Annotated in this window: 17 protein-coding genes, 1 tRNA gene and 1 pseudogene; 12 read left to right on the forward strand and 7 right to left on the reverse strand. The window is 66.3% G+C overall.

Going from position 1 to position 15,889, the window contains the following annotated elements:
* Nucleotides 1-7: 7 nt before the first annotated feature.
* A complete protein-coding gene (locus tag ACNQVK_RS14005) occupies nucleotides 8-370 on the reverse strand; it encodes a DUF3817 domain-containing protein (protein WP_044522150.1) in 363 nt (120 codons plus the stop codon).
* A complete protein-coding gene (locus tag ACNQVK_RS14010) occupies nucleotides 367-750 on the reverse strand; it encodes a hypothetical protein (RefSeq protein ID WP_409551634.1) in 384 nt (127 codons plus the stop codon). Before ACNQVK_RS14010 ends, ACNQVK_RS14005 begins: the two co-directional genes overlap by 4 nt.
* A gap of 79 nt (nucleotides 751-829) precedes the next feature.
* On the opposite strand from ACNQVK_RS14010, the gene ACNQVK_RS14015 reads away from it, so the two are divergent.
* Nucleotides 830-1,525 (forward strand): DUF6882 domain-containing protein, encoded by a 696-nt coding sequence (locus ACNQVK_RS14015; protein WP_418029987.1) that lies wholly within the window; start codon nucleotides 830-832, stop codon nucleotides 1,523-1,525.
* 14 nt (nucleotides 1,526-1,539) lie between these two features.
* Here the strand turns inward: ACNQVK_RS14015 and ACNQVK_RS14020 are convergent, their stop codons facing one another.
* Entirely contained in the window at nucleotides 1,540-2,280 is a 741-nt protein-coding gene (locus ACNQVK_RS14020) for a hypothetical protein (protein WP_418029988.1), read from the reverse strand.
* 89 nt (nucleotides 2,281-2,369) lie between these two features.
* Here ACNQVK_RS14020 and ACNQVK_RS14025 point away from each other — a divergent pair.
* A tRNA-Leu gene (locus ACNQVK_RS14025) sits at nucleotides 2,370-2,453 on the forward strand.
* 4 nt (nucleotides 2,454-2,457) lie between these two features.
* Here ACNQVK_RS14025 and ACNQVK_RS14030 read toward each other — a convergent pair.
* Nucleotides 2,458-3,207, reverse strand: coding sequence for a potassium channel family protein (locus ACNQVK_RS14030; protein WP_276128671.1), 750 nt, complete (start codon nucleotides 3,205-3,207; stop codon nucleotides 2,458-2,460).
* A 145-nt stretch (nucleotides 3,208-3,352) separates the two neighbouring features.
* Between ACNQVK_RS14030 and ACNQVK_RS14035 the strand changes: the two genes are divergently transcribed.
* The gene (locus ACNQVK_RS14035; protein WP_418029989.1) at nucleotides 3,353-3,769 is read left to right on the forward strand and encodes a hypothetical protein; all 417 of its coding nucleotides are present in this window, start codon (nucleotides 3,353-3,355) and stop codon (nucleotides 3,767-3,769) included.
* 55 nt (nucleotides 3,770-3,824) lie between these two features.
* Nucleotides 3,825-4,193 carry an STAS/SEC14 domain-containing protein gene (locus ACNQVK_RS14040; protein ID WP_418029990.1) on the forward strand — a complete coding sequence of 123 codons (369 nt, stop codon included), beginning with the start codon at nucleotides 3,825-3,827 and terminating at the stop codon, nucleotides 4,191-4,193.
* Between the two features lie 89 nt (nucleotides 4,194-4,282).
* On the opposite strand, the gene ACNQVK_RS14045 is transcribed toward ACNQVK_RS14040, so the two are convergent.
* The 3 genes and pseudogenes from ACNQVK_RS14045 to ACNQVK_RS14055 all read right to left on the reverse strand — a co-directional run bounded on the left by ACNQVK_RS14045 (nucleotide 4,283) and on the right by ACNQVK_RS14055 (nucleotide 8,213).
* Nucleotides 4,283-6,115 carry a fatty acyl-AMP ligase gene (locus ACNQVK_RS14045; protein ID WP_418029991.1) on the reverse strand — a complete coding sequence of 611 codons (1,833 nt, stop codon included), beginning with the start codon at nucleotides 6,113-6,115 and terminating at the stop codon, nucleotides 4,283-4,285.
* Between the two features lie 92 nt (nucleotides 6,116-6,207).
* A complete protein-coding gene (locus tag ACNQVK_RS14050; RefSeq protein ID WP_418029992.1) occupies nucleotides 6,208-6,630 on the reverse strand; it encodes a DUF4333 domain-containing protein in 423 nt (140 codons plus the stop codon).
* A gap of 148 nt (nucleotides 6,631-6,778) precedes the next feature.
* Nucleotides 6,779-8,213 (reverse strand): annotated as a pseudogene (locus ACNQVK_RS14055) (peptidase).
* 88 nt (nucleotides 8,214-8,301) lie between these two features.
* Here ACNQVK_RS14055 and ACNQVK_RS14060 point away from each other — a divergent pair.
* The 8 genes from ACNQVK_RS14060 (at nucleotide 8,302) to ACNQVK_RS14095 (ending at nucleotide 15,889) form a co-directional block, all read left to right on the forward strand.
* Nucleotides 8,302-8,976: a nucleoside/nucleotide kinase family protein gene (locus tag ACNQVK_RS14060; protein ID WP_418029993.1), complete on the forward strand. Its 675-nt coding sequence runs from the start codon at nucleotides 8,302-8,304 to the stop codon at nucleotides 8,974-8,976.
* A 120-nt stretch (nucleotides 8,977-9,096) separates the two neighbouring features.
* Nucleotides 9,097-9,684, forward strand: a complete 588-nt coding sequence (locus ACNQVK_RS14065; RefSeq protein WP_418029994.1) for a peroxiredoxin — start codon at nucleotides 9,097-9,099, stop codon at nucleotides 9,682-9,684.
* 2 nt (nucleotides 9,685-9,686) lie between these two features.
* Complete coding sequence (ahpD, locus tag ACNQVK_RS14070) at nucleotides 9,687-10,220, forward strand: alkyl hydroperoxide reductase AhpD (RefSeq protein ID WP_044522169.1); 534 nt, start codon at nucleotides 9,687-9,689, stop codon at nucleotides 10,218-10,220.
* 121 nt (nucleotides 10,221-10,341) lie between these two features.
* On the forward strand, nucleotides 10,342-11,640 hold the full coding sequence (locus ACNQVK_RS14075; protein ID WP_418029995.1) for an MFS transporter: 1,299 nt from the start codon (nucleotides 10,342-10,344) through the stop codon (nucleotides 11,638-11,640).
* Nucleotides 11,637-12,623 carry a LacI family DNA-binding transcriptional regulator gene (locus ACNQVK_RS14080; protein ID WP_418029996.1) on the forward strand — a complete coding sequence of 329 codons (987 nt, stop codon included), beginning with the start codon at nucleotides 11,637-11,639 and terminating at the stop codon, nucleotides 12,621-12,623. The genes ACNQVK_RS14075 and ACNQVK_RS14080 overlap by 4 nt, the downstream gene beginning before the upstream one ends.
* A gap of 114 nt (nucleotides 12,624-12,737) precedes the next feature.
* Complete coding sequence (locus ACNQVK_RS14085) at nucleotides 12,738-13,940, forward strand: cytochrome P450 (protein ID WP_418029997.1); 1,203 nt, start codon at nucleotides 12,738-12,740, stop codon at nucleotides 13,938-13,940.
* A 61-nt stretch (nucleotides 13,941-14,001) separates the two neighbouring features.
* Nucleotides 14,002-15,081 (forward strand): phosphotransferase, encoded by a 1,080-nt coding sequence (locus ACNQVK_RS14090; protein ID WP_418034160.1) that lies wholly within the window; start codon nucleotides 14,002-14,004, stop codon nucleotides 15,079-15,081.
* A gap of 70 nt (nucleotides 15,082-15,151) precedes the next feature.
* Nucleotides 15,152-15,889: an SDR family NAD(P)-dependent oxidoreductase gene (locus tag ACNQVK_RS14095; protein WP_418029998.1), complete on the forward strand. Its 738-nt coding sequence runs from the start codon at nucleotides 15,152-15,154 to the stop codon at nucleotides 15,887-15,889.

Genomic DNA, 15,889 nt, shown 5'->3' on the forward strand with positions numbered 1-15,889 from the left:
CGGCCGGCTAGAGCTCGAAGCGCTTCTTGAGATCCAGCGTGTTGAAGTGCTCGACGATGATGCCCAGGAGCGGGATCGTGCCCGCGAGCAGCACACCGATCGTCTTGCCGATGGGCCAGCGGACCTTGACCGCGAGGTTGGCCGTGAACAGCAGGTAGATGAAGTACACCCAGCCGTGCACGATGCCGATCCAGCTCGGCGGGTTGTCCACCTGGACGATGTACTTGAGCACCATCTCGTAGCACAGCGCGATCAGCCAGAGGCCCGTCGTCCAGGCCAGCACGCGGTAGCCCAGCAGGGCCTTGCGGATGGTCTCCTTGGGCATCGAAACAGGCGGCGTGACCTCGGCGCCCGGTTCTGGTGCGGTCATCTATCGGTCCTGTCTTTCTTCTCGGGCTGGGCGTCGGACTTGGCCAGCTCGGCAAGGTAGGCGTTGTACTCGGACATTTCTTGATCGCCGGCGTCCGCCGCGGCGGCCTTGGGGCGTTCGGGCAACAGGCCCGCGGGGATCTCGGTGAGCTCACCGTTGTCCCGCTCCGGCGGTGCCTCCTCGTAACGGACGAACTTGTAATAGGCGTAGAAGCAGAACCCGGCGAACATCGGCCACTGCAGGGCGTAGCCCAGATTCTGGAAGGTGCCCGAGGCGGATTCGTAGCGGGTCCACTGCCACCAGGCCAGTGCGAGGCAGCCGGCAGCGCCCAGGCAGACCAGTGCGATGAGCGCTGGTCTCCTACGCCGTGTAGTGGACATTCGTCCATGGTACGGCGCGGGTCTCGAGGGTCGAAAATACGTGCCCAGATGGGCCGCGAATGGCACTTAGGCTTTTTGCGTGCTCGAAGAAATGCTGCTCGACGCCGCGATCGTTCAAGCCGAGGCGCAGGCCTATCTCTCGGACCTCGTCGGCGAAGGTACCCCGTATGACGGCGGCTGGAGCTTTGATGCCGAAACCCATCAGTTTTCGCTGGCCTCGACGAGTGGCGTGGCACCTTTCGTCGCACGGGGCGAGCTGCTCGGCGCTGCCTCGGCGGAACGGGGGATGTGGCAGTGGGGATGGGCGAACCCCGATTTCCCGCGTCCGGACGAATACGGAAGCGCCGTGCTCCGCGACTGCGGTGAGCTGAACGGTATTGCCGAATTGCGCGATGCGGAGGTACCGCTCGGCGACGTGACGCCGCGCGAGTTCGCGTGGTGGATGGGCGCCATCGCGTCGCTGAATCTCGGGTTGAAGCCCTGCTATACCTTCGCGCTCGAGGATGGGATCGTCGGCGTGATCGTGCTGACCGACGATCGCCTTCAGTTACCCGCGCCGAGCGCGCCTCGGCTGCTGCGCTGCGTCGGCGAGGCGTTGCAGGCCATGCCGGTCGCACCCCGCAGCGTGTACGTGTGGGCGGCCTTGCGGGAAGTGTCGGTCGAACAGATTCCGGGCGGACTGCGGGTCGTGCTGCCCGACGGCCATGCCGAACTGTTTTTCGACGAGCACGACCGGCTGATCAACATGTCGGGTCAGGTTCTTCCGTCCGGGTAGTGCGTCTACTGCCACTAGACCTTGGGGCCGATGAATTCGTCGAGCCGAGCGGTGGCGGCTTTGCGGTACACGGCGACGTCGTACTTGCTGGGGCGCGTCCACGGAATCCCGAGCTCATCGAGCGCTGCGCAATAGAGTCCCCGAATGTCGTCAGACCTATTCGAGAAGTGATACCGGATGCTCTTGACGCCACGATCGTCCGCAATCACGCGACAACCGTCGCTGTGAATCAGGCCGCGCACGAAGTCCTCTGGGGCTCGCTTGACGAGTGCCTCCTGCCAAGGCACCAGCCGAATCGGTCTGGTGTGTTTCCTGCCCGGACCGTGCTGCGGAAGGAGGCATGGCCAGTGGTTCGAGCAGAGCGACACGTCGGCGCAGTTGTCTTTGCGGCGGACAAGAGCTGCGTGCTGACCAGGCATCAGAATGTCGAGCGCGTCACGGCAGCTGTCGATGATGCCTGGGTACTTTGTGTCGAGCGTGATCCTCAGGTGCCATGTCCGAGCGCCTCGGGAGATGCAACCGTCGCCGAGGTAGATGCCGAGGACGTAGCAATAGGCTTTGGCGGGAAGTGCGGAGAAGTCGTGGACGGTGCAGCGTCCTGAAGCGTCGGTTGTCGACCTCGGACGGATTCCGGGTTTGCAGCGCCATTGCCAGACGGTCTTGCGAGGTATGCCCGTTTGGCGCGAGATTTCACAGTCGTTCAAGCCTGCCGTAATGAGTTGCTGCACATTGCTGAATTCCTCGACCGGCCGCATGGTGCATCCTTCTCGCTGACGGATGCCTCAACGATATTGGCGCCCACCGACAGATTCGGCCGTCACGGGACCTGTACGATCAGGGCTCTGCGGGCGTGGCGGAATTGGTAGACGCCCGGGCTTTAGGTGCCCGTGTTCGAAAGAGCGTGTGGGTTCGAGTCCCACCGCCCGCACTCTTCACCGTCGGTGGTCGGTTCCCGCGCCCTCCACGGCCGGCGCCCGCAACTCCTCACGCAGCGACGCGATCTCGGCACGTAGCTCATTGATGTGGGCCGCCGTCACCGCCGCACTGGCAGCGTCGTCGACAGCCACGGTCTGCACGATCCACGACGCGATCGTCGCGGTGATCGAACCGACCAGGCTGATCCCGCCAATCATCAACAGCGCTGCGATGACTCGTCCGGTCGTGGTGACCGGGTACATGTCTCCGTAGCCGACTGTGGTGATGGTGGTGATCGCCCACCAGATCGCCTGGCCGAAATCGGTGATGTGCGCGTCGGGGTGACCACGCTCGGCCTGCAGCACGGCCAGCGACGCGACGTACACCAGCAGGACCGCACCCGAGATCGTGTAGATGATGACCTTGCCGCGGATCGCGTGGCCGACCGCTTTCTGGATCACGCCGATCAGTACGACAAGTCGCAATAGCCGCAGGGGCCGCAGCAGCGGCAGCAGCACGATCGCCAGATCGACGAGGTGGGTCCGGAACCACTGCTTGCGGTCGTCGGCGAGATACAGCCGGGCCGCATAGTCCGCGGTGAACACGGCCCAGGTGAGCCAGGTCGCCAGTTCGACCGCACGGGCGGCCAACCCGTGCGGCTGCACCAGCACCTCCACCGAGTACGCCGCGAGGAACACCGCTGCCACCGAGGCCAGCGGCCACTCGGCGCGTGCCTCCCACCTGTCGAGGCGCTGCTGGATCGTCACCGCAAAAGTGTGCGACACAAATCCGCGGTCGGTTCAGGCAACCCGACAGATTCCGCTCTCGGCGGCCAGACCGTATCGTTCCATCTCGCCGAGGCGCGGCGCAGGCGTACGACGCGCGGGTGGCGCGGAAGGGGAACGGACACACGTGAGCAAGCGGATAGTCGCGTTGATTCTGGCGGTGGTGGCGATTGCCGCGGGTTGCGGTAAAGGCGATGGAGCGTCCGCGCAGACCGTCACCCCCGGCCACTCCCAGGCGTCCCCGTCGGGCACCTACACCGCCTTCGCGGAGGAGGCGACGGAAGAGGACGGCGTGAAGCCCTGGGTCGCGGTGGTTCGGGACAAGGCCGGCAAGGAGGTCTTCCATGACCATTCCTCCTACAGCCCCCGCAACGGCGTGATGATCACCTGGCTGCCCACCGAACCCGAACAGCTGTGGGTGTATTCGGGCGATGGTGTCTACAGGATCGCTCCGGGAAGCCATGGCGGGTGGACACGGAGCGCCGTCAAGAGCGAGAACGTGCCGTCGGAGATATCAAGTCTCTGGGAGTCTTCGCGATCCTGAGTCGAAGCATTGTCGCTTGGGTGCAGACTCGAGGCGTGAGACGGGAGGAGAACCGATGATCGACGTCCTTCCCGACATGCCCGAGGGTGTGTTCGGTATCCGAGTGTCGGGTCGAGTGCGCGGTGACGATCTGCGCGAATTCCGGCCGGCGATGGACGAATTGCTCGACACCGGCGAGATCCGGATCGTCGAGGTCATCTCGCCGGACTATGAGGGATTCGGAAGCGGCGGGCTCGTCGAGGATTTGAAGCTGGGCCTCGGTGTGCTGTTCCGCCATCACGCCGCGTTCAAACGGATCGCCGTCGTATCCGACATGGAGTGGGTCGCCCACGCCATGCATGCGTTCGCGTGGATGATTCCGGGCGAGCTCAAGGTCTTCGGGCTCGGCGAGCTGGATGCGGCCAAGGAGTGGGCCGCGGGCTGAGGCCGGCGGGCAGGCCGAAATCAACGCTGTGGTCGTTCTGCGTGCCGGACAACGACCACAGCGTCACACTCGGCGACAGAAGCCAGCCCCTACTTGTTGAACTTCCCGCTCAGATACTCAGCGCGGCAGGCATTTCGGGCCAGCTTGCCGCTCGTGGTGCGGGGGATCACGCCGGCGGCGACCATGCGCACGTCGGCCACCCGGATCTGGTGGTGGCGTGACACGGCCGCGCGGATCGCGTCGACGATCGGGCCGGGCTCGGCACGTCCGGCTCCGGCGGCCCGCTCGGCCACGATCACCAGTTCTTCGCCGCGGTCTCCGACCACCGAGAACGCCGCGACGTAACCCGAGCGGACGGCGGGGGACGCCGCGCTGACGGTGGTCTCGATGTCGGTCGGGTAGTGGTTGCGTCCGTCGATCAGGATCATGTCCTTGATCCGCCCGGTGAGGTAGAGCTCGCCGTCGAGATAGACCCCGAGGTCGCCGGTCGCCAGCCAATGGCCGTTGTCGGGCACCTCCTCGGCGTTGCTCCCCGTCGTGAGCCGAGTCTGCAGCTTGTTGGCGAACACCCGCTCGCTCTCATCGACGCGGCCGAAGTACCCCTGGCCGACGTTGTTGCCGTGCAGCCAGATTTCGCCGACGTTGCCGTCGGCCAGCTCGTCGCCGTCGGGGCCGGCGATCACCGCCCACTGATTCGGGATCGGCTGGCCGCAGGACACATGCGCCACGGCGCCCTCGTCGGTCGGGGCGATCGTCACGGCGCGTCCGGCGCTGAGCTGGTCGCGGTCGAGGTACACGGCACTGGCCGCGGCGCTCGGGGCGATGCTGGCCACCGACAGCGTCGCCTCGGCCATCCCGTAGGACGGTTTGATCGCTGTCGCGGGCAGCCCGTACGGGGCGAACGCCGAGGTGAACTTCTCGACGGAGGCCATCGTCACCGGCTCGGAGCCGTTGAGGAGCGTGACGACGTTGGTCAGGTCCAGCGTCTCGCCCTCAGGCGGCAGGCCGCGCTCGGCAGCCAGCTCGAAGGCGAAGTTCGGGGCAGCTGCGAAGGTGCGGCCGTGGGCGGCCTCTTCGGCCAGCCGCTTGATCCAGCGGTACGGGCGGCGGACGAACGCCATCGGGTCCATCAGGCTGATGTGGCCGCCGCACAGCGCCGGGAACATGATCATGATCAGGCCCATGTCGTGGTACAGCGGCAGCCAGCTGACGCTGCGGATGCCGGTGTCCAGATCGCCCGCCAGGATCATCTGGATGACGTTGGTACACACGTTGCGGTGGGTGATCTCTACACCGGCCGGAGTACGGGTCGACCCCGATGTGTACTGCAGGTAGGCGATGTCGTCGATGTCGACCTCGGGGCTGACGTACATCTCGGCCAGCGTGTCGGGGACGGCGTCGACGGCGATCACGCGGGGGCGTTCGGCGGCAGGCAGCGTCTTGATGAAGGCGCGGACCGATTCGGCCGCAGAGGTCGTGGTGAGCACCGCCGTCGGTTTGGCGTCGGACAGCACCGCGGCCAGCCGCTCGGCGTGACCGGCCAGGGCCGGCGCGAACAGCGGGACGGCGATGTTGCCTGCGTGCACCGCCGCGAAGAACGCCGCGACGTACTCGACACCTTGCGGGGCCAGGATCGCCACCCGGTCGCGGGGCTTGGTGACCTGCTGCAGTCGGGCACCGACGGCGCACACCTGCGACCACAGGGCGTTCCAGCTGAGCTCGACGGCCCGGCCGTCGGGGTCGGTGGAGTAGTCCAGGAAGCGGTACGACGGCTCGTCCCCGTAGATGAACCGGTTGCGATCCAGGAACGACGTCAGTGTGACGCCGTCGGGTACGACGATCGTGCCGTCGTCGCGAACGTAGTTTTCGATGTTCGACGCCGACGAATCAACAGCACTGGTTGCAGCGGGATCCCGACCCATAACCGGTAAGACTAATAGCGGCTCTAATAAAGCCTGGCAGCGTGGTCGGGTGTGGGTTGTCACCGGGTACCGAAAATGTGTCGTACGTCTCTCTATCGGGGCCCGTCAACTGCATAAGTTCCGTTATTGTCCGTGAATTCCACGATCACCCGGCGCAGCGTGTCGTTGATCTCGACCGCGCACGTGAAGGTTTCCCCCGCCCGCACGATCGGATCCTTGCCGTTGTTGCAAGCCACCGCGGCGATCCGGTTTGCCCCGTAACCGTTGATCGGATCGGACAGGATCTGTGCCACCCCGGACTCGGCCTGACGGACGTCGAGGCGGGTGCTGGTGGCATCCGCACGGCTCCACGCCCACACACCGGTGCCGATCACCGCGAGCGCGACGACGACGACGGCCGCACCGATGAGCAGACGTCGGTCGTCACGTTTGGGTTTGGGCAGCGGAGCCGGCTGTGGTGGGCGCGGCGGCTGCGGAGCGGGCCGGCCGTGGTGTTGCGGCGGTGGGGGTGGCAACGGTCCTCGGACGGGTGGCGGCGTCCGTGGGGACCGGGCCGGGTGGGCTCCCGGTGACGGCGTGCCGCCCGGCAGGGGCGCGCCGCCGGCGGGCCCACCACGGCTGCTCGGGACCGCTCATCGGCTCTCCTCGACTCGGCTCATCGGATCACGCGAACCGTTGGTAGCACTGCGCGTCATCGCCCTGCAGGCCCGACCGGTAGGCCAGGATGCGGGTGAACCCGGCAGGCAGCACCCGGCCGTTGACGTCACTGGCGGCCAGCCCGTTGGTGAGCAGGCCGCTGATCGCCTCGTCTGTGTCACCGGCCGACAACGTGATCGGGTGACCTTCCTCGGCCATCCTGGCCTGTCCCACGCCGGTCAGGCAGCCGGTGCGCATGGCGGCCACCGGAGTGTCGAGCACCAGGCCCTTCTCGTGTTGTACGGCCAGCGCGTAGCGCGACGTCAGGACCGAGATCGCCGAATTGTCGCCTTGCAGGAGCTCACGTTCGTCGTTCTCGTTCCTGGCTTCCCCCAACGCCTTCATCCCGTCCAGATCCACCACGATGGTGTTGGTCGCCGGGCAGTAGGACGCCGGCGGCGAGGGTCCCGCGTCGGGGCATGCGGTGGGCTCGGTGCTCAGTTTCGGTGGGTTGGCCGGTGCGTAGACCTGCTGCAGCGACTGCATCGTCTTGTCCAGCAGGTCGGCGGTGATCGTGCTGTTCGCGCTCTGCGCTCCGCCGAAGAAGTCGAGGAACTTGGGCAGATCGCCGCGGCGTTTCTTGATCTCGTCGGAGTCGATGGCCGCGCACTGGTCGACGTTGCCGCTGAAACCGATCTGAAACGCGCTGACCCGGTCCAGCGCCGACCCGTGTTCGTTGCCGGTGAGCGTGGCGTCCATCCGCGTCATCAGGGGATCGCGGATGTAGATCAGACCGCCCAGGACATGGTTGAGGCCGTCACCGGTGCTCAACTCGAAGCGCGGTGATTTACCCGCGGCCACCCAGCGCAGGTAGACGCCGGCGAGGCAGTCGGCTTGCTGCTCGGCCACCAGTACGGGCGTGCTCTCGTTGATCAGCCGGGCCTGTTGCTGGACGGCGTGACCGTACTCGTGGGCCATCACTCCGACCACACCCATCTGGCCGAAATACTGTGCCGCAACGGGAATCGCCACGCCGCGGTCCCAGGCCATCACGTCGCTCTTGAGGCAGTAGAAGGCGTTGGTCAGCCCGACGGTGTTCTCCCCGCAGATGTCGAGCCCGGGGGAGAGGTCGGAGTTGAACGAGACGAGCCGGGACACGGGGGTGAAGGTTCCCGGCAGTGAGCCGCCGGTGTAGTTCTGCGACCAGAAATCCTCGATGTCGTCGACGGCGAGCAGGGCCAGGTCGTCGATCTGGCCGCCGTCGGTGTTCTCGGCCTGGCGCGTGGGTCCGGGTGCGTCGGGCCGGATGCCGCTGTGGCCGTCGGTCACCGGCAGGCCGCCGACGCGGTCGGGCAGGAACAACATCGAGGTCGCCCTGGCCGCCGATCACCGTGGCGTTCCCGCAGCCGGCCAGGAGTGCCGCACAGCAGACCAGACCGAGCCACCAGCGAAGCCTCGCCAATTGAGCCGCCTTCCGTGCGATCCGCCTCAGCCAGTTCTACCTGCTCGTGGCGACGTTCGGCACGGGCCGTTCGATGACCTGCGCGACAATGGCACCCGCTATGTGCACGTTCGACGATCTGCTGGCCCGGGTGCTGGCCCACGCGGCAGAGCCGGGGACATCGGTCATCGGGATCGCCGGGGCGCCGGGCGCGGGCAAATCCACACTGACCGAGGCGATGGTCGCGGCCGCGCGGGTACACCTCGGCGCCGACGCGGTGGCCCATGTGCCGATGGACGGATTTCACCTCGCCGACGTGGAGCTGCGCCGGCTGCACCGGATGGATCGCAAGGGGGCGCCCGACACCTTCGACGTTGCCGGCTACGCGGCGTTGCTGCGCCGCATCCGGGCGCGGACCGAGGTGGTCTACGCGCCGGGCTTCGAGCGTGACATCGAGCAGCCCGTCGCCGGCGCGATCCCGGTGTTCCCGGATGCGTCCGTGGTGCTCACGGAGGGGAACTACCTGTTGCTCGACGATCCCGAGTGGTCGGCCGTGGCCGCTGAGATCGACGAAATCTGGTACTGCGCAACACAAGACGATGTGCGCATCGCGCGTCTGGTCTCCCGGCGCATCACGTTCGGCAAGCGGGCAGACGAGGCACGACGCTGGGTTGCCGAGATCGACGAACCCAACGCGCGGTTGGTGGCAGGCACCGCGGCGCGGGCCGATCTGTCGGTATCGGTCGACGCCGTGTTGGGCCCAGTGATGCCCAACTCACACTGATGTCGTTTGTGTGGATAATCACGCCTGATCGAGTTGCTATAACAGTCAGCCGACGGCCAGAATCGATGTGTAAATCTGGAATCATTCCAGAAAAAAACATGCGAGATTGGATAGGTTGCGATGGCGCTTTTGACGATTGGTTCTCAGTTCCCGGAATACGACCTGACGGCCGTGGTTGGCGGAGATCTGTCCAAGGTCGACGCCAAGCAGCCCGATGACTATTTCACCCGCGTCACCAACAAGGACGACGAGGGCAAGTGGCGGATCATCTTCTTCTGGCCCAAGGACTTCACCTTCGTGTGCCCGACCGAGATCGCCGCGTTCGGCAAGCTCAACGAGGACTTCGAGGATCGCGACGCCAAGGTCATCGGTGTCTCGGTGGACAACGAGTTCGTGCACTTCCAGTGGCGTGCGCAGCACGAGGACCTGAAGACCCTGCCGTTCCCGATGGTCTCGGACCTCAAGCGTGAGCTCTCCGCGGCCGCAGGCGTTCTGAACGCCGACGGTGTCGCCGACCGTGCCACCTTCATCGTCGATCCCAACAACGAGATCCAGTTCGTCTCCGTGACCGCGGGCTCGGTGGGGCGCAACGTCGACGAGGTGCTGCGGGTGCTCGACGCGCTGCAGTCCGACGAGCTGTGCGCCTGCAACTGGAAGAAGGGCGATCCGACGCTCGACGCCGGTGAGCTGTTGGCAGAGGCGGTCTGACCGTGAGCATCGACAACATCAAGGAAGCCCTTCCGGAGTACGCGAAGGACCTCAAGCTCAACTTCGGCAGCATCGTGAAGTCGACCGAGCTCACCGAGCAGCAGTTGTGGGGTGCCCTGGTGGCCACCGCCGCGGCGACCAAGTCGGCGCGCCTGCTGAAGGAGATCTCCGAGGACGCCCTCGACGTGCTGAGCGCCGAGGCCTACAACGGCGCCCTCGGCGCGGCCTCGATCATGGGGATGAACAACGTCTTCTATCGCACCAAGGGTCAGCTCGACGGTCGCTACGACGATCTGCGCGCCGGCCTGCGGATGAACATCATCGCCAACCCCGGTGTGCCCAAGGCCGATTTCGAGCTGTGGTCGCTGGCGGTGTCGGCGATCAACGGTTGCTCGCACTGCCTGTCGGCGCACGAGACCGTGCTGCGTGACGCCGACGTGTCCCGCACGACGATCTTCGAAGCCATTCGGCTGGCGTCGATCGTCTCCGGGGTGGCCCAGGCATTGCTCACCGCGGACGCGCTCGCCGCGGTCTGAGGCTCAAGCCCCCAGAAAGGGGCTTAAGCGCATAACCCAACAGATAAACTCGCCTCTCGCGATCCGAGAGGCGAGTTTTCTGTTGACGGCACCGAGGACAAACACCCGCATCGATCCCGTCGTGCGAAAGGCGATCACCGGCGCGTCCATCGGTAACGCGGTGGAATGGTTCGACTTCGCCATCTACGGGTTCCTGGCGACCTACATCGCCGCCAACTTCTTCCCGCCGGGCAACGAAACAGCCGCACTGCTCAACACTTTCGCCATCTTCGCCGCCGCGTTCTTCATGCGCCCGCTCGGCGGCTTCGTCTTCGGTCCGCTGGGGGACCGGCTGGGTCGGCAGCGCGTACTCGCCGTGGTGATCCTGTTGATGTCGGCAGCCACGCTGGGCATCGGCCTGCTGCCGACCTATGCCACGATCGGTGTGGCCGCACCATTGCTGCTGCTCCTGCTGCGGTGCCTGCAAGGGTTCTCGGCCGGCGGTGAATACGGCGGCGGCGCGGTGTATCTCGCTGAATACGCGACCACCCGATGGCGCGGGTTCACCGTCACGTTCATCGCGTGGTCGGGAGTGCTGGGCTTCCTGTTGGGCTCGGTCACCGTCACTGTGCTGCAGGCATTTCTGCCGCCGGAGGCGATGGAGAACTACGGCTGGCGTATCCCGTTCCTGGTGGCCGCGCCGCTCGGCCTGGTCGGCCTCTACATCAGGCTGCGACTGGATGACACGCCGGAGTTCGCCAAACTCGACGAGGCCGATCGGGTCGCGACGTCGCCACTGCGTGAAGCCGTCGGCACCGCGCGCCGGGCGATCCTGCAAGTCATCGGCCTGTTCATCGTGTTCAACGTCGGCTACTACGTCGTCTTCACCTTCCTGCCGACGTACTTCATCAAGGCACTTCACTTCAGCAAGACGCAGGCATTCGTCTCGATCACGCTGGCCAGCCTGGTCGCGCTGATCCTGATCCTGCCGCTGGCAGCGCTGTCGGACCGGATCGGGCGCAAACCCCTGCTGATCGCCGGCTCGGTGGGGTTCGTGGTGTGCGCGTATCCGCTGTTCCTGCTGATGAATTCGGGATCGGTGGCGGCGGCGATCGCCGGGCACTGCGTGTTGGCGGCGATCGAGTCGGTATACGTGGCGACCGCCGTGACGGCCGGCGTCGAACTGTTCGCCACCCGCGTGCGCTACAGCGGTTTCTCGATCGGCTACAACATCGCGGTGGCACTGTTCGGCGGGACCACACCGTATGTGGTCACCTGGCTCACCGCCGCGACCGGCAACAACCTGGCGCCCGCGCTGTACCTCGTTGCCGCGGGCGTCGTGTCGCTGGTGACCGTCTTGACCTTGCGCGAGAGTGCGGGCCGGCCACTTTCGGGAGTGGACGACCCAACCGGTCAGCAACGTGCCACGATGACACCGTGAGCACGACACGAGGACGCCCGACGAAAGCCGACGTTGCCAGGCTGGCCAACGTCTCGACAGCGACCGTCAGCTACGTGCTCAACAACGTTCAAGGGCAACGCATCTCGGAGCAGACGCAACAGGCGGTGCGCAAGGCCGCGGCTGAACTCGGATACCGGCCCAACCTGGCGGCCCGCAATCTCGCGGTCGGCGGCAGCGGTGTGGTGCTCTACATCGTGCCGCGCACCGATCTCGGCGAACTGCCTCTGGAGGTCGGCAGTCGCCTCACCACCGCGCTCGGCCGGCACGGCATCGTGCTGTCGATGCAGCTCGAGACGGACGACGGCCAGAACATCGTCGACGCGGTGGCGAACCTCAACCCGGTGGCCGTTGCCGGCGTCTTCCCGCTCACCGGTGCCGCGGCCGCGGCGGTCGAGGCGGCGAGGATCCCGCAGATCTACCTGGGCAGCGAGAAGCTGCGCGCGCTCGGGTCGTTGCACCTGACCGTCGGGGCGATGCGGGTGGAGCATCTGATGTCGCGCGGCCACACGCGCCTGGGCTTCGCCTATTCCGGAGCCGAGGTACTCCGGCCGCTCGGCGACTACTGGTTGTCGGGTCTCCGGGTGGCCGCCGACGCGCAAGGCCTGCCCGAGATCGATGTCGACAGCGTGGCCACCGACGGGTCCGACGCGGCCGCTGTCGTGTCGAAGTGGGTCTCGGCGGGCGTGACGGCCGTGTGCGCGCAAAGCGACGAGACGGCGTTCGTGGTGCTGCACGGGATACGCCGGGCCGGCTTGCGTTGCCCCGACGATCTCGCGGTCATGGGGGTCGACGCGATACCGCTGGGCGCGGTGAGTTCCCCGCCGCTGACCTCCGTCGCATTCGACGCCAAGACCATCGTCGATGCCGCGGTCCCGGCCATGATGGCCGAACTCGGATACCCGACGGTCGCTGACGCCGACGGCAGTGACCCCGCCGCGCTCATCGTGCGCGACAGCACCTGACCATTACATGTGAACAGCAAGCCGTAAGCCGAGACGGCCTTGTCCGGTAGCCGTCCCGACGTGTAACTTACGCGGGTAAGTAACTCTCCGCAGCCCTCAGAGAGGCGGACCGCCGTGAGTGTGAGCACCACCAGTGACGTGTATTTCGATCCCTACGACGTCGAGATCAACGCCAACCCGTATCCGACGTTCGCCCGGCTCCGCGAGGAATCGCCGCTCTACTACAACGAGCAGCACGACTTCTACGCGTTGAGCCGTTTCGCCGACGTCAACAAAGCGCTCGTCGACCACGAGACCTTCAGCTCGGCCCGCGGCGCGATCATCGAGCTGATCAAGGCCAACATCGACATTCCCTCGGGCGCCCTGATTTTCGAGGACCCGCCGATCCACACTGTGCATCGCAAGCTGCTGGCCCGGATGTTCACCCCACGCAAGATCAATGCGCTGGAGCCCAAGATCCGGGAATTCTGCGCGCAATCACTGGATCCGCTGGTGGGCGCGGGCAAGGTCGACTTCATCAAGGATTTCGGCGCGATCATGCCGATGCGGGTGATCAGTGCGCTGCTGGGCATCCCCGAGGACGACCAGGAGATGATCCGCGACCACGGCAATGACCAGTTGCGCACCGAGGCCGGCAAGCCGATGAAGGCGGCTCAGGAGGGCCTGGTCGACGGCTCGATCTTCGAGACCTACATCGACTGGCGCAAGGACAATCCGTCCGACGACATCATGACCGATCTGCTCAACGTCGAGTTCACCGACGAACACGGGGTCACCCGCAAGCTCACCCGCGAGGAACTGCTCATCTACATCAACGTGGTGGCGGGTGCCGGCAACGAGACCACCACACGGCTGATCGGTTGGGCGGCAAAGGTGCTGGCCGAGCATCCGGAGCAGCGGCGCCAGCTGGTCGAGAACCCGGCGCTCATCCCGCAGGCCATCGAGGAACTGCTGCGGTTCGAGCCGCCGGCCCCGCACGTCGCCCGCTACGTGACCCGCGACGTCGAGTTCTACGGCCAGACGGTTCCCGAGGGCAGCGTGATGATGATGCTGATCGGTGCGGCCGTCCGCGACAGCCGTCAGTTCCCGCCCGACGGTGAGGTTTTCGACATCCATCGCGAGCAGCGCCAGCACCTGGCGTTCAGTGTCGGAACCCACTACTGCCTGGGCTCGGCCCTCGCGCGACTCGAAGGCCGGATCGCGCTGGAGGAGATGCTCAAGCGTTTCCCGGAATGGGACGTTGATCTCGACAACGCCGTCTTGTCGCCGACTTCGACTGTCCGCGGCTGGGATTCGATGCCGGTTCTGATCCCGTGAGCGACGCTTGCGGAGCGAACCGTAGATGGACACGCGGGAGCCGAGCGTGCGAGGCAACCGCGTGACGGCCGCGCTGACCGTCCCCAAGGACTGGGCACAGGTCACGCCCGAATGGTTGACGGCCGCGCTGGCCGACCATCACCCGGATGCCGTGGTGGACCGCGTGACCGTCGAGATGCGCGACGACGGCACCAACCGTCGTGCGCGCCTGTCGGTCACCTACAAGCCAGGGCCGACCGGGCCTGCCAGGGTGTTCGCCAAGGCCGTCGACCCCGGCCACAAGGAGATGATCAAGTACACCAGCGGCCTGCTGCACGAGCCCAGGCTGTTCAACTCGAAAGTTGAACTGCCGCTGGAACATCCGACGGTGTACGCAGCGCCGATCGACGAGGGCGACGAAGACTTCATGCTGGTCATGGAGGATCTGACCGCACGCTCGGCCGATCCGCGCGACGCCACCCGGCCGCTGACCGTGGAGCAGGCTGCGCACGGCGTGCGCGGCCTGGCCAGGTTGCACGGTGCGTTCTGGGGCGAGCGCGTGCGGCGTCCCGGTCTGGAGTGGCTGGAGCCCTTCGTGCCCTGGGACGGCATGCAGTGGGCGCCCCTGCCTGCCGCACTCGAGCGGTTGGGCGACGACGCCCCGGCCTCAGTTCACGCGTTGACGATCGATCACCTGGTGGAAGGGATTTGGAAGCCCTTCATCCAGACCCTCACCTTGCCCGGTGCCTCGCAGACGCTGCTGCACGGCGATCCGCACATCGGAAACACCTATCTGATGCCCGATGGGGATGTCGGGTTCCTCGATTGGCAGGTGGCCCGTCACGGCAACTTCTCCCTGGACCTCGGCTACTTCCTGCAGGGCGCGCTGACCACTGAAGACCGCCGGGTGTCCGAACGCCAGCTGCTCGAGGAGTACCGCGACGAGCTGGAACTGCCCGCCGACGAACTGCCGTCACCCGACGAGATCTGGCTGCGCTACCGGGCTTCGGTCGCCCACGGGCTCATGACCTGGCTGGCCACCGCCAGCGCGGGCGAACTGTGGCAGCGGCCCGACATCGCTCTGGCACTGGCCCAAAGGTATTCAGCGGCCTACGAGGATCTGCAGACCGCGCAGGCGCTGGCCGACCTCACCGGTCAGTGACCTCTCTCAAACCGACCACCTGACGGGAATCCTCGATCTGGACACCCGCCGAGCCACTACGGTGTCCGGCATGACAGGTGTGGTGGTGACAGGTGCAGCGTCGGGGATCGGCCGGGCCAGCGCGGAGGCGCTGATCGCAGATGGTCGGCGGGTCGCGTTGTGGGACATCGCGCCCGAGGTCCGCGAGGTGGCCGAAGGATTGGGCATGACATCGACGGTGATCGACGTGTGTGACACCGGTGCGCTCACGGCAGCCGTCGAGGAGACGGCGCAGGCGCTCGGCGGCATCGACGGTCTGGTGCACGCCGCGGGCCGCGTGCTCCCCGAACCCGTGGGCGCCTTCACCGAGGAGTCGTGGGACGCGGTGCTCGACGTGAATCTGCGTGCGCAGGCGTTGTTGGTGCAGTTGTTGTTACCGCACCTGGAGAGGTCAGCGAAAGATGGTGGATCGCCCGCGGTCGTCGGCATCTCCAGCATCGAAGGCCTGGCCGCCAACCCGTTCATCCCGGCTTACTGCGCCTCCAAGGCAGGCTTGCTCGGTATGACGCGGTCAATGGCTGCACAGTTGGGCCCGTTGGGAATTCGTGTCAACGCCGTGTGCCCGGGCTTCATCCACACCCCGATGCTCCAGATCGCGTTGGACGTCGAGGAGATCCGCGCGAGCTTCGAACAGGCCGCGCCGCTGGGCCGGCTCGGGCAGCCTGACGAGATCGGGGCCGCCGTCGCGTTCCTCATGTCACCGAAGGCGTCGTTCATCACCGGCACGCAACTCGTCGTGGACGGGGGAGTGACCAGCCGTCACGCGTGA

Source organism: Mycobacterium sp. 134, assembly GCF_048282715.1.
Classification (GTDB): Bacteria; Actinomycetota; Actinomycetes; order Mycobacteriales; family Mycobacteriaceae; genus Mycobacterium; species Mycobacterium septicum.

Excerpts from the sequence above, each read along its gene's own strand:
- ACNQVK_RS14005 (WP_044522150.1), bottom strand. The coding sequence starts at position 370 with ATGACCGCACCAGAACCGGGCGCCGAGGTCACGCCGCCTGTTTCGATG.
- ACNQVK_RS14010 (WP_409551634.1), bottom strand. The coding sequence starts at position 750 with ATGTCCACTACACGGCGTAGGAGACCAGCGCTCATCGCACTGGTCTGC.
- ACNQVK_RS14020 (WP_418029988.1), bottom strand. The coding sequence starts at position 2,280 with ATGCGGCCGGTCGAGGAATTCAGCAATGTGCAGCAACTCATTACGGCA.
- ACNQVK_RS14040 (WP_418029990.1), top strand. The coding sequence starts at position 3,825 with ATGATCGACGTCCTTCCCGACATGCCCGAGGGTGTGTTCGGTATCCGA.
- ACNQVK_RS14045 (WP_418029991.1), bottom strand. The coding sequence starts at position 6,115 with ATGGGTCGGGATCCCGCTGCAACCAGTGCTGTTGATTCGTCGGCGTCG.
- ACNQVK_RS14060 (WP_418029993.1), top strand. The coding sequence starts at position 8,302 with ATGGCACCCGCTATGTGCACGTTCGACGATCTGCTGGCCCGGGTGCTG.
- ACNQVK_RS14065 (WP_418029994.1), top strand. The coding sequence starts at position 9,097 with ATGGCGCTTTTGACGATTGGTTCTCAGTTCCCGGAATACGACCTGACG.
- ACNQVK_RS14095 (WP_418029998.1), top strand. The coding sequence starts at position 15,152 with ATGACAGGTGTGGTGGTGACAGGTGCAGCGTCGGGGATCGGCCGGGCC.